This is a genomic window from Halobacteriovorax sp. YZS-3-1 (genome assembly GCF_047084945.1).
GTDB classification, from domain to species: domain Bacteria; phylum Bdellovibrionota; class Bacteriovoracia; order Bacteriovoracales; family Bacteriovoracaceae; genus Halobacteriovorax_A; species Halobacteriovorax_A vibrionivorans.
In genome coordinates this window covers 148774-160705 of record NZ_JBKIYI010000001.1, presented here as the reverse complement: position 1 = coordinate 160705, position 11932 = coordinate 148774, and the positions used below count along the sequence as shown (strand labels likewise).

Annotated in this window: 12 protein-coding genes; 11 read left to right on the top strand and 1 reads right to left on the bottom strand. The window is 35.0% G+C overall.

Annotated features, from left to right (window positions below; all coding sequences use genetic code 11):
* Positions 1-7 precede the first annotated feature (7 nt).
* The 4 genes from ACMAZI_RS00800 to ACMAZI_RS00785 are packed head-to-tail and all read left to right on the top strand — an operon-like array spanning position 8 to position 2029.
* Positions 8-322: a YbaB/EbfC family nucleoid-associated protein gene (locus tag ACMAZI_RS00800; protein ID WP_114706071.1), complete on the top strand. Its 315-nt coding sequence runs from the start codon at positions 8-10 to the stop codon at positions 320-322.
* Between the two features lie 9 nt (positions 323-331).
* Positions 332-925 carry a recombination mediator RecR gene (gene recR, locus ACMAZI_RS00795; protein WP_114706072.1) on the top strand — a complete coding sequence of 198 codons (594 nt, stop codon included), beginning with the start codon at positions 332-334 and terminating at the stop codon, positions 923-925.
* Between the two features lie 8 nt (positions 926-933).
* Entirely contained in the window at positions 934-1425 is a 492-nt protein-coding gene (locus ACMAZI_RS00790) for a hypothetical protein (RefSeq protein ID WP_114706073.1), read from the top strand.
* Positions 1426-1435: 10 nt separating this feature from the next.
* Positions 1436-2029, top strand: coding sequence for a GTP-binding protein (locus tag ACMAZI_RS00785; protein WP_114706074.1), 594 nt, complete (start codon positions 1436-1438; stop codon positions 2027-2029).
* Here the strand turns inward: ACMAZI_RS00785 and ACMAZI_RS00780 are convergent.
* Entirely contained in the window at positions 2018-3244 is a 1227-nt protein-coding gene (locus ACMAZI_RS00780; protein WP_412473969.1) for an esterase/lipase family protein, read from the bottom strand. The genes ACMAZI_RS00785 and ACMAZI_RS00780 overlap by 12 nt on opposite strands.
* A gap of 148 nt (positions 3245-3392) precedes the next feature.
* On the opposite strand from ACMAZI_RS00780, the gene rsmH reads away from it, so the two are divergent.
* The 7 genes from rsmH to murD are packed head-to-tail and all read left to right on the top strand — an operon-like array spanning position 3393 to position 11776.
* Positions 3393-4394 carry a 16S rRNA (cytosine(1402)-N(4))-methyltransferase RsmH gene (gene rsmH, locus ACMAZI_RS00775; protein WP_412473970.1) on the top strand — a complete coding sequence of 334 codons (1002 nt, stop codon included), beginning with the start codon at positions 3393-3395 and terminating at the stop codon, positions 4392-4394.
* 20 nt (positions 4395-4414) lie between these two features.
* Positions 4415-4747 (top strand): hypothetical protein, encoded by a 333-nt coding sequence (locus tag ACMAZI_RS00770; RefSeq protein WP_114706077.1) that lies wholly within the window; start codon positions 4415-4417, stop codon positions 4745-4747.
* 5 nt (positions 4748-4752) lie between these two features.
* A complete protein-coding gene (locus ACMAZI_RS00765; RefSeq protein WP_412473971.1) occupies positions 4753-6675 on the top strand; it encodes a penicillin-binding protein in 1923 nt (640 codons plus the stop codon).
* Complete coding sequence (locus tag ACMAZI_RS00760; RefSeq protein ID WP_412473972.1) at positions 6668-7981, top strand: Mur ligase family protein; 1314 nt, start codon at positions 6668-6670, stop codon at positions 7979-7981. Before ACMAZI_RS00765 ends, ACMAZI_RS00760 begins: the two co-directional genes overlap by 8 nt.
* Positions 7978-9288 carry a UDP-N-acetylmuramoyl-tripeptide--D-alanyl-D-alanine ligase gene (locus ACMAZI_RS00755; protein ID WP_412473973.1) on the top strand — a complete coding sequence of 437 codons (1311 nt, stop codon included), beginning with the start codon at positions 7978-7980 and terminating at the stop codon, positions 9286-9288. Before ACMAZI_RS00760 ends, ACMAZI_RS00755 begins: the two co-directional genes overlap by 4 nt.
* 25 nt (positions 9289-9313) lie before the next feature.
* Positions 9314-10390, top strand: coding sequence for a phospho-N-acetylmuramoyl-pentapeptide-transferase (gene mraY, locus ACMAZI_RS00750; RefSeq protein WP_114706081.1), 1077 nt, complete (start codon positions 9314-9316; stop codon positions 10388-10390).
* 3 nt (positions 10391-10393) lie between these two features.
* Positions 10394-11776: a UDP-N-acetylmuramoyl-L-alanine--D-glutamate ligase gene (gene murD / locus ACMAZI_RS00745; RefSeq protein WP_114706082.1), complete on the top strand. Its 1383-nt coding sequence runs from the start codon at positions 10394-10396 to the stop codon at positions 11774-11776.
* The last annotated feature ends 156 nt before the right edge of the window (positions 11777-11932 follow it).

Genomic DNA, 11932 nt, shown 5'->3' with positions numbered 1-11932 from the left:
AGTATATATGGCAAAAGGTATGCAAGGGCTAATGAAGCAAGCTCAACAAATGCAGCAGAAAATTAGCACTCTTCAAAAAGAATTAGAAAAAAGAGAACTAGAAGTTTCTTCAGGTGGTGGTGCCATTAAAATTACAATCACTGGAAAGCAAGAAATACAATCAATTAAAATTGATCCTGAAGCTGTCGATCCATCTGATGTTGAAACATTAGAGGACCTTGTATTAACGGCCGTTAATCAAGCAGTTAAAGAATCACAAGATATGGTTTCAAATGCTATGGGGAAAGTAACTGGTGGATTAAATATACCAGGCCTTTTCTAGGAAAGATGAATGAAACTACCTGAAAGAATCACAAATTTAATGGACTCGTTTTCAAAAGTTCCAGGAATTGGAGAAAAGAGTGCATTAAGACATGTCTTAAGTCTTACGAAATGGACAGCTGAAGAATTAGGTGATTTTTCAAATGCTCTAAATGATTTGGCAGAACTTAAAAAATGTAAGCAGTGTGGCGTTTTTGCGGATGAGGACATATGTGATGTTTGTAGTGACATTCATCGTAAAGAATCTACTGAAATCTGTGTTGTGGAATCAATAACAGATTACATGGCAATTGAAAGAAGTGGCCAGTATCGAGGTCTTTATCATGTTTTGGGTGGTGTCCTAAATCCTTTATTAGGAGTTGGGCCAGCAGAACTGAATATCGACAAGTTAAAGAAGAGAGTTACTGAACTTGGAGTTACTTCGATAATTTTAGCGATAGGGCCATCAGTTGAAGGTGATGCAACTTGTAGTTATATCAAATCGACACTTCCTGAAAATGTAATGGTTGATAGAATCGGATTTGGGATTCCTATGGGTGGGAATCTTGATTATTTAGACACAATGACAATCTCTAAAGCTTTAGAGAATAAAACAAAAATGTAAGGAAGCATATGGATAACATCGAATACGTTATTCAAGAATTTTTTAAAGAGTATAGCGGTCTCGATTCTCTTGTGAATAGTGGCCTTGTTGTTTGTAGACAAGATGGTATACCTTTATATTCTTTTAAAAGTACTCAAACTGAATTTGATAGTGATACTGCAGGAGCCTTAATCGCTGGTGTATGGCAAGCTAGCTCTGTTCTATCTCAGTTCATTCCTGATGAAACAGAGGATGATTTCCGATTCAATTATGCGACTTCTTCTAAGGGAATTTATATAACAAAATTATCGGGGCCGTTTGAAGATATTTATCTCAGTCTGATTTATTTTGATGTAGATAACCCTGCTAAGCTTAAATCTCGTGTTAGGCTTATAGAAACAAAGCTAGCTGAGTTCATAGAGGCACATTTAAGTGATGACTTAAACCCAAATGATGTTTTCCTCTTTGATGATATTAGTGACAATGAAGTAGATGATCTATTTTCAGGTGTAATGGGATAGTGGGGGACTTATGTCTTTTGTAAATTATAATACGAAGGAAATTAACTGTAAGATCGTCTACTATGGGCCGGGCCTTGGTGGAAAGACGACTAACATTCAATATATTTATCAAAAAACTGCCGGTGGGAATAAAGGAGAGATGGTAAGTCTCGACTCTGAGAATGAGAGAACAATTTTCTTTGATTTTCTTCCGCTTGATCTTGGAGAAATACGTGGCTACCGTACACGTTTTCACTTATATACCGTGCCAGGTCAGGTCTTCTATGAATCTTCACGTAAGCTAATTCTTCGTGGTGTTGATGGTGTTATTTTTGTTGCAGATTCTCAACTTGAGAGAATGGAAGCAAATATTGAATCTTTAAAAAGTCTTGAGGAAAACCTTAAGGAGCAGGGATATGATATTGATCAAATTCCAATAGTGTTTCAATGGAATAAAAGAGATTTACCAAATGTTACACCAGTCGAAGACTTACAGCAGACATTAAATGCAGATGAGCGACCAGCTTTCGACTCTGTTGCTGTAAAAGGTGTTGGTGTTTTTGAAACACTAAAGGCGATGTCTAAATTAGTTCTTATGAATCTTAAGGGGGGACTAAAAGAGTAGTCCTTTGTATTTTAAGAAATGTATATGAGCTTCAATTAGTGCTTCCTGGCAATAGAAGGATGATCTTCTTCCAACAAGATGATGTCCTTCTAGAATTCCTAAACTAATTCCTTTTTGAAAGTAATATGGAAAAAGGGTGCTTTCAGTATCAACGACGCCATCATTTTCATTTTTACTTCTGATGATGAGCTTCATAAGCATCATCCATAAGTGGCTGTCATACCATTTTGATGAAAACCCAATCGATGTATAAAAAAGATTTGGGTTTAGTTTCTCATGATTATTTCTAAGCCATGGCCTACGATAAGTAGATGAGAGTGATTTTTGCATTTCTTTAGCAAGTATATCTCTTCTACTATCAATTAGTTTATATAGTTTTGAATCAGAGAAGTTATGAATGAGATTAAGAGTTTTAATTAATTTCTTATTAAAAGAATCTGAACCAAGAATTGGACTAGCAATTGTTGAGAGACCTAATATTGAATCTTGTTCTTCGCTATACTCACTTAAGTAGTGAAGAGTATCAAGACCACCTTTTGAAAATGCTACGAGCCATAATTTTTCATTAGGATGCTCTTTCATGTAGTCGTTGATTTGAATTTTTAAAGACTCTGCATTCTTATTACAATTGTCAAAACCATTAATGCTTGGAGTGAAGTATTTAATACCATAATTCTTTTTTAAATGAAGGCATGCCCTTTCAAAAGAAGGGGTAGAAAATAGTTCATTAAATACTCCTGGAATTAATATGATCGTTGCATTTGTTGTTGGAGCTTCTAAATTTGAAATATAATTTGGATGATATTTTGCATATTCAACTTCGTTGTAAATGATTTTGAAAATTTCATCATCTTCTAAATCAATTTCTTTTTTATTTTTTAGATCATTAAAAAAGCGGTAGTTGATAAAGTTGTAATCAAATTTGTTATCAAAGCTTTTAAAATTAGTTAGAGAGTGTAGGTAGCGTGCCGTTGAAAAACTGATCCACGCTGAAGAATTTAAAAGATTTCTCATTAACTTAAGAGTGTCATTTGGTGAGAGATTTTCTTTTGCCTGTAAAAAACGTTGTCTTATATCCGACTTCGTAAGTTCTTTAGCTGAATCAAGAAAAGTTTTAGAATAATTTTTACGTGCATTATAAGCATTAAAGCGACTTTTTAAGTTTAATACTTTTGCTTCTATATATTTGTTTAAAAATAAATCAGTATCTCTCATAGTTCTTTCAAATTCCTTGTGCTAGATGTAAAATTTTGTCATTAGGTGCATGTCCAAGTCAAATAAATGAAAGACAATAAAAGATCGTTCATAAATAAATTAACATCTTTTAAGTAAACAACTGATTAATGCATAAATTGGATATAGATTGGAAGATTATAAAGAACACTATTCAGTATTAAAGAATGAATGCCTCGATTATCTTTATTTAAATAATGAAGATAAAGAAAGTTTAGTATTTGCTGACTGTACTTTTGGTGCGGGTGGTCACTCTATGGCCATCGTAGAGAGGAATCCGAATGCAAAATTGATCTCTTTTGATCAAGATCCAGATGCTCTTGCAAATGGCCGAAAGCTTATCGAAAAAAATGGTGTTCAAGATCGACTTTTTCTACATGACTCAAACTTTGTTCACTTTCATGATGTCGTTACTGGAAACCATCAAGAGCTACTTGATGAGAACGAAGGCCTTGACGGAGTACTTTTAGATTTGGGTGTTTCTTCCCATCATTTTGATGAAGGTTCTCGCGGGTTTTCATTTCGTGTTGATGCACCGCTTGATATGCGAATGGACTATGATAACGATGAGATAGAAACGGCAAAAGATATTATCAATAAGTATTCTAAGCAAGAATTAGCTGATCTATTTAGAGAATATGGTGAAGAGAAATTTGCATGGCGCATTGCGGAGAAGATTGAGGCCAAAAGAGAAAAAGAAGGCTCGATTGAAACAACTTTTCAATTAGCTGAGCTCATCAAAGATTGCTATCCAAAAAAACTACAATTTGGTCGAATTCATCCTGCAACAAAATGCTTCCAAGCACTGCGTATACAAGTGAATAAAGAGCTTGATGTAGTATCAGATGTAATTGCTCAGGTGCTACCATTATTAAAGATTAATGGTAGAATATTAATTATAAGTTTTCATTCTCTTGAAGATAGAATTGTTAAGAGATTGTTTAAAGAGTTTGAAAAAAATGGGCTTGGTGAAATGCTTTTTGAAAATGAAGTTAAAAAGCCAATTATACCAAGTGAAGAAGAGATTTCAGAAAACCCACGTTCAAGAAGTGCTAAGCTTCGAATTTTAAAACGAGTGAGTGAGAAGAAATCAAAGAATAAATACGAAAAGTTTTCGAAAATACAGAATTAAAAACAATAGGAGATTGTTTTATGGCCTCTAGGATGAGTCGATCAAAGTCTAAGAAGGAAAGTATTGGGAATAAAATTAAAGGGGCTCTATTAAGCTCACAAGGTTTACCAATTGTTCTTAGCTTAGTTGTGATTACAGTTTTATTTGTACTTTTTAGAATGAAAGGTATTGAGTTAAACTATGAGATTGCAACTGTAAAAAAAGAAGTTGAGAGAGTAAAAATTGAAGGAAAGGAATTAAAGGCCAAAAAGGCACGCCTTCTTTCAGTTTCAAATTTAAGGAAAATGGCCCGTCGTTATAATTTAGCACAGCCAAAACAACATCAAATTATTGTTGTTCCAGCTAAGAAGTAAATAAAGTGAATGAGAGTAACTTAAAGAATAGATTAAAAATAGTTTATGTCGTCTTTGCATTTGCTTTTGTAGCAATTCTTGTGAAGGCATTCCGCATTCAAGTTGTTGATCGCGGTCATTTATTGTCACAATCAAAAAAACAATTCTTCCGTGAACGCAAGGTTTTCCCAAGACGTGGTCATATCTATGATCGCAATGGAAATCCACTCGCAATTAACATAAGAACATACTCTCTTTTTACCATTCCAAAAAATATTAGAGATAAGAATGTCTTTAAGAAGTTAACGCAAATCATGCCAGAGGCCGAGATTGAAAATATTGGCTCTAAGGCAATGAAGCGAAACCGCTTTACTTGGATTGCAAGAAAGATCAACTTAACAGAAGAACAAGTTCATGCAATTAAAAAGCTAAAGGGTGTCTATATTGAAGAAATCCCAAAGCGTATTTATCCAAATCATGAATTAGCAGCGCAAACACTTGGCTTTGTTGGCCTTGATAATAATGGCCTTGCAGGAATAGAACACCGCTTTGATGATGAGCTTAGAGGTGAGCCACAAATTATAAAATACTTCAAAGACAATAAAGGAAGACCTGTTCGCTATGTGAGTCAAAATATTCCGACGGAAAGATCAAAAGATATCTACCTTTCTATTGATAAAGAAGTTCAGGCCGTTGCTGAGAAGGCCATAAAAGAGGCCGTCGAAAAAGTCGAAGCGAAACGTGGTGGCGTTGGGGTTATGGACGCAGAAACTGGAGAAATCATTGCTGTTGCAAATTATCCTACTTTTGATCCAAACGATTTAGATGGATCTAGAAGTATTGACCGTAAGCTCTCTTTTATTTCAGATCCATTTGAGCCAGGTTCAACAATGAAAGTTATTACAGTGGCCTCGGCCCTTGAGAATAATGTTGTACGTCCAGATACAAATTACTACTGTGAACAAGGGCGCCTGAAAGTTGAAGATCATATAATTAAAGAAGCAGAGTCGAGAAAGAAATTTGAATGGTTATCTGTTGAAGAAATACTAATGCACTCTTCAAATATTGGAACGACAAAAATTGCATTTGACCTAACTTTTCCAAAACTAAAGTCAACTCTAACCAAGTTTAGAATTGGTGAGAAAACTGGAATTGAATTGCCTGCTGAGTCCCGTGGTATTTTTACCGACGATAAGAATGTTTCTCCTCTATCCTTAAGTAATATTAGTTTTGGTCAGGGAGTTGCAACGACAGGAATACAAATGCTTGCGGCATTTGCGGCCATCTCAAATGGTGGGAAATATGTTAAGCCTACAATTTTAAAAGTTGATGAATCTAATAAAACTGAAGCTGAACAGATTATCCCAGAAAAAGTTGCAAAATCACTTACTGATATGATGATTAAAACGGTTGAAGACGGAACTGCTCGTAATGGAAGAATTCCATATTTTAAAATTGCGGCCAAAACATCCACGGCACAAAGAGCTGATAATATGGGACGATATACTGGCTACATTCCAGGTTTCTTAGGCTTTCCAGTTGGCGTTAAGAAGAAGTTTGTCGTTTATGCCTATGTGGATAAGCCAGCAAAGGGAAAATCATATTATGGAAACTCTGTCGCTGGACCAGTGTTCAAGAAAGTCACAGAGTATTTATTGTATAAGAATAAAGAGTTTGAAGGTCTTGCAGAGAACGATCTATTTGAAAATGACATGGCCTTTGATTCTGTTAAAAGAGTTCATTCTGCTAAAAGATATACTGGTCGTGGACTAGTTCCTAATTTCGTAGGCCTTGATAAGAAATCTGCTATGAAGCTTGCTCGTAAATTAGATATTGATCTTACTCATAGTGGTGTCGGGGTTGTTGATGAGCAATTACCGGAACCTGGAAGTGCATATACAAAAAACACTATCATTAAATTAAGATATGCCCCACCAACATATGAATAGCCTAATTTCAAAATACAACATTGTCACAGATCAATTTATTGATTTAACAGTCAATCTAGATCAAGCCAAAAAAGGTGATATTGCATTTTATCGTCTTTATGAAAACGAAAAATCAATTTCTCTCTTCAAGCAAAGATACGAAAAGGGAAATGCGGGTTTAGTAATAACAAATTTAGAAGTTGAAGGCCTTGATTGTCTTGTTGTTGAACTAGAAGACTTTTATCAATTACAAGAAGAGCTGGTAGAAGTTTTATACCCTTTAGACCGAGAAGTCTCATTAATTGGTGTCACTGGAACAAATGGGAAGTCTTCTGTAACTCACTTATGTCAATTAATCTTAAATCGAAATAATTTTAAAGCATGTTGTATTGGCACTGTTGGTATCATTCGTGAAGATAAAGAGATTATGCCTTCATTATCAGCGACAACACCATCATATCTTGATTTGAGACGAGTAATATATCGATTAAACGATATTGATTATTTTTGTATTGAAGTTAGTTCTCACGCTCTAGAGCAAGGACGAGTTAAAGGAATGGACTTTAGCTCAATAGGTTGGACTAACCTGACACAAGATCATCTAGACTATCATGGGACAATGGAAGCTTATTTCAATGCTAAGGCGAAGCTCCTTAATTATTGTGAAAGTGAAGTAATCATTCCAAGTTCACAGGCGGAATATTTTAAAGATAAAATCAAATATAAAGTTGCTCGTGATGTAGATAATAAATACGGTGAAGAATTTAACCTCAGTTATAATAAAGATAATCTTGATTTAGCTTTTGCCCTTTGTGATGAAGCTGCTGGTGAAGAATTAAACCGAGAAATAAAACTAGAGCTACCTAAAGGTCGATTTAATTTAATAAGAGACCAGGAAAATATTTATATTATCGATTACGCTCATACCCCTGATGCATTAATAAATATTTGTCGTGAGACTAAGTCATTATTTAAGAACCATCATTTAATCACAATTTTTGGATGTGGTGGTGATCGTGATAGAACCAAAAGGCCTCTGATGTTACAAGCGGCTCTCGAGTATAGTGACAGTGTCGTGGTCACTAGTGATAATCCTAGATTTGAAGACCCTGAAAGAATTATTGAAGATATTCTTAAAGATAATAGTAATGATGTTGATGTTATTGTCAGTCGAGAAGATGCAATTAAAAATTATGTAAAAAGATATAAAGATCCTACTGCCGTTATTATTGCAGGTAAAGGTCATGAAGAATACCAAGATGTAAATGGAGTGAAGTCTTTCTTTAGTGATATTGAAATAGTGAAAAAGGCAATTGAAGTATTATGAAGATAACAGATTTAAAAAACATTAATGGTTTAATAAAAATAATCGGTACAGTAAGTGAAGATGAAATTTCTTTATCGACAAATTCTAAGATGCCAAATGGTGAAAACTTATTTGTCGCGCTAAAGGGCGACAGATTTGATGCTTATAACTTTATTGAGGATGCTATCTCCAATAAGGCAAAGGCTTTTGTCGTTACCAATGAAGAAGGGCGAGAGGAAAAGCTTAAGTCTTTATATGAAAGAGATAATGAGCTTATCTTCTTTCTTGTAAATGATAGCCTTAAATTTCTACAAGAAGCCGCAAAGTTTCGTATTCAAGAATGGAAAAATAAGGATGGTATTGTCTTTGGTCTTACTGGTTCTAATGGTAAGACTACAACAAAAGAGATCCTTTTTTCTTTGGCCAAGAGTTTCTTAAACGATGCTGTTGTTTGTACTCAAGGTAATTTAAATAATCATATTGGAGTACCACTTACAATATTCTCGCTAAAAGATGAACATAAGTTTGCCATTATTGAGATGGGGACAAATCACTTTGGTGAAATTGAAACGCTTTGTGAAATTGCACAGCCTGACTTTGGTTATATAACTAATATCGGTCATGCCCATACCGAATTTTTAGAGAACCTTGATGGCGTTTTAAAAGAGAAGTCTGCTTTATATCGTTGGGTCTTAAAAAATGGTGTTAAATTTTATCTGAATTGTGAAGATGTTAAATTAGCAACTCTTGCGCAAGATGATAAAGTTGTGCTCGTAAATAAAGAAGTCGTACATCCTTTTGAAAGTGATATTATTAAAGAGTCATATAATCAATGGAATATTCAGGCTTCAGCTTTCATCCTAGAAAATATCTTTTCAGTGTCTTTGGCCCATGAATTGAAATCGGTACGTCTACCTAAGAATAAAAGAGCACAGTGGATTGATGTTGATAAGACAAAGATATATTTAGATGCCTACAATGCGAATCCTACCTCAATGAATCTTGCGATAAGAGAATTTGCAAAAAATGTACCTAGCGATAAGAAGGTTCTTTTTGTTCTGGGTGATATGAATGAATTAGGTAGTGAAACACAAAAGCATCACGAAGATATTTCAAATGTATTAAATTCTGTTAACGCAAAGCACGCTTTCTTTATTGGTCAATACTCTCAATATTATAAGAATACCTTTAAAGGTGAGGCTGAAATATATAAAAATCTTGATGATCTTTGCACAAAGTGGTTATCGGTATTAAATTCGTACGATTATATCTTTTTAAAAGCTTCTCGTTCTTTACAACTAGAGAGGCTAATAGATATAACTATGTAATATAATTTAAAACACGGATAATTACATGTTGTATCATTTCCTATATCCCTTAAGGGATGAATTCTTTGCATTTAATATTTTTAAATACATCACATTTAGAACAGTTGTGGCGTTTTTGTTGGCGACGGTGATCTCAATTATTTGGGGGAAGTATTTCATCGGCTTCATGCAGCGAAAACAATTTGGACAAGTTATTCGTGATGATGGGCCAGAATCTCATTTAAAAAAGGCCGGTACTCCAACAATGGGTGGAGTATTTATTTTAGGAACAATTCTTCTAACCCTACTTATAACAGGGAATTTCAATTCCATTCCTGTTCTAATCACTTGCGGAGTTACAGCATCATATTTTGTTTTAGGCTTCATCGATGATTACGCAAAGATTTCTAAAGGAAATACAAAGGGTGTGTCCGCTAAAGGGAAATTACTTTGGCAATTTGTGACAGGCTTAATTGCTGTCTATGCCATGGTTCACTTCGGTGTGATTGATACTCAACTTTTTGTACCATTTGTAAAAGGGCCAGTATTTAACTTAGGCATGTTATTTGTCTTATTTGGTGCAATTGTTATCGTTGGATCTAGTAATGCTGTTAATTTAACAGATGGACTAGATGGATTGGCAATTGGTCCAATTATTACTTCTGCAGCAACTCTAGGATTTATTGGTTATGCCACGGGGCACAGTGAAATCGCATCATATCTTTTTGTGCCATATGTTGAAAATGTTGGTGAATTGGCCGTAATTGGTGCTGCAATCGTCGGTGCAGGCGTTGGTTTTTTATGGTATAACACATATCCAGCTCAGATATTTATGGGTGACGTGGGGTCCCTTGCCTTAGGTGGTACACTAGGGACGATGGCCGTTTTAACGAGAAGTGAATTACTTTTTGTCATTATTGGTGGTGTTTTTGTTGCTGAAGCTGTTTCAGTAATATTACAAGTTGGTTCGTATAAAACTCGTAAAAAGAGAATTTTTAAGATGGCACCGATCCATCATCATTTTGAGTTGATGGGATGGGCCGAACCGAAAGTTATTGTTAGATTTTGGATTATAAGTATATTTTTAGCGATTCTTGCTATCGCTACTTTAAAAATGAGGTAATAAATGGAGAGATTTAGAAACAAGAATATCCTAATCGTTGGTATTGGAAAAACTGGTTTCAAGCTCATCAATTTCTTTAATCGTCTTGAGTGTAATATTAGAGTTACTGATATCAAGCCGATTTTTGATTTAAATAAGGCCGTAAAAAAGCTACGTAAAATTAAGCCAGCAGTTGAAATGACTTTTGGTGAACATTTAGATGATGACTTTTTAAATGCTGACGTTGTTGTTTATTCGAGTGCAGTAGATCCAAACCTACCTCAGCTTGAATTAGCAAGAAGAGAAGGTAAGCAGGTTTATTCTGAATTTGCACTTGGTAATACTCTTTGTCGCAAGCCTATTATTGCTGTTTGTGGATCACATGGTCGTACAACTGTAGCACATATGATTGGTTTCACACTGAGACAAGATGGTAAAAATGTATTCGTAGGTGGTACAAGTGATAGTCCATTTATTGAATACTCAATGCTACCTAATAAAGATGAAATCGATTACGTTGTTGTTGAGGTTTCTGCCGTTCAAATGAGAAAACTTGATGACTTCCACCCTAAGATGGTTGTCTTTACTGATATTGCTGACACTTATCCACAGAATCATTTCACTTCTATGGGTGAGTATATGGAGACTAAGCTTAGTATTATTAAGACTCTTTCTCCAGATGATACTCTTATTGTTAACTTTGATAAGCTTGCAAATAATAGCTTCTTTAGAAATGCTAATTGCCAAACTTATTGGTACTCAAGAAGATCATTCGTTAAGCTTGGTGTAATGGAAGAGATTCAAGGAACGCATTTCCACGATCGTCGAATCCACTCAAATATTTCATACCATTCAGAATTTACAGTGAAGAAGATGAGAATCATTGGTCAAAACAATCGTGAAAACTTACTTGCAGCAATTACGGCATGTAAGGCCCTTGATCTTTCAGATGAAGCAATTCAAACATGTGTAACAAAGTTCCCAGGAATTCCACATCGAATTGAATTCTTAATGGAAAAGAATGGCGTTAACTTCTATAACGATTCAAAAGCAACTGATATGAAGACTCTTTGTGAAACAACAAAGTCTTTCAAAACTCCTGTTATTCTAATTGCAGGTGGTAAAGACATGGAAGAACTTGAGTACGAGCAATTCAGTGATGAGTTATGTTCAACTACTCGTATTATCGTTCTAGTCGGTGAAGCAAAAGAGCGTATGAATCGTGCTCTTGGCGAGCATCCACAAACTTTCATTGTTGGTTCATTTGAAGAGTCAGTTCTCTTTGCTTATCAAAAATCGAGAACTGGTGATACGATTATTCTTTCACCGGGGAATCCTGCAACAGACTTCTTTAGAGATTATGAGGAGCGTGGGAATTACTTTAAGAAGTTAGTCTACCAACTTTAAAATCAATTAAATTCATTTCAGGCGGAGCTGGTCTCCGCCCATGCACCGCTGACGTTGTGACGTCGCGGTTGCACAACGGTAAAGCTACGTCGTCATAATGCTCTCGCATTATGAACGCGCGCAAGGCATTTTTTTTAGCACTAATACAGAACAAGT

Excerpts from the sequence above, each read along its gene's own strand:
- ACMAZI_RS00800 (WP_114706071.1), top strand. The coding sequence starts at position 8 with ATGGCAAAAGGTATGCAAGGGCTAATGAAGCAAGCTCAACAAATGCAG.
- recR (WP_114706072.1), top strand. The coding sequence starts at position 332 with ATGAAACTACCTGAAAGAATCACAAATTTAATGGACTCGTTTTCAAAA.
- ACMAZI_RS00790 (WP_114706073.1), top strand. The coding sequence starts at position 934 with ATGGATAACATCGAATACGTTATTCAAGAATTTTTTAAAGAGTATAGC.
- ACMAZI_RS00785 (WP_114706074.1), top strand. The coding sequence starts at position 1,436 with ATGTCTTTTGTAAATTATAATACGAAGGAAATTAACTGTAAGATCGTC.
- ACMAZI_RS00780 (WP_412473969.1), bottom strand. The coding sequence starts at position 3,244 with ATGAGAGATACTGATTTATTTTTAAACAAATATATAGAAGCAAAAGTA.
- ACMAZI_RS00770 (WP_114706077.1), top strand. The coding sequence starts at position 4,415 with ATGGCCTCTAGGATGAGTCGATCAAAGTCTAAGAAGGAAAGTATTGGG.
- ACMAZI_RS00760 (WP_412473972.1), top strand. The coding sequence starts at position 6,668 with ATGAATAGCCTAATTTCAAAATACAACATTGTCACAGATCAATTTATT.
- ACMAZI_RS00755 (WP_412473973.1), top strand. The coding sequence starts at position 7,978 with ATGAAGATAACAGATTTAAAAAACATTAATGGTTTAATAAAAATAATC.
- mraY (WP_114706081.1), top strand. The coding sequence starts at position 9,314 with ATGTTGTATCATTTCCTATATCCCTTAAGGGATGAATTCTTTGCATTT.
- murD (WP_114706082.1), top strand. The coding sequence starts at position 10,394 with ATGGAGAGATTTAGAAACAAGAATATCCTAATCGTTGGTATTGGAAAA.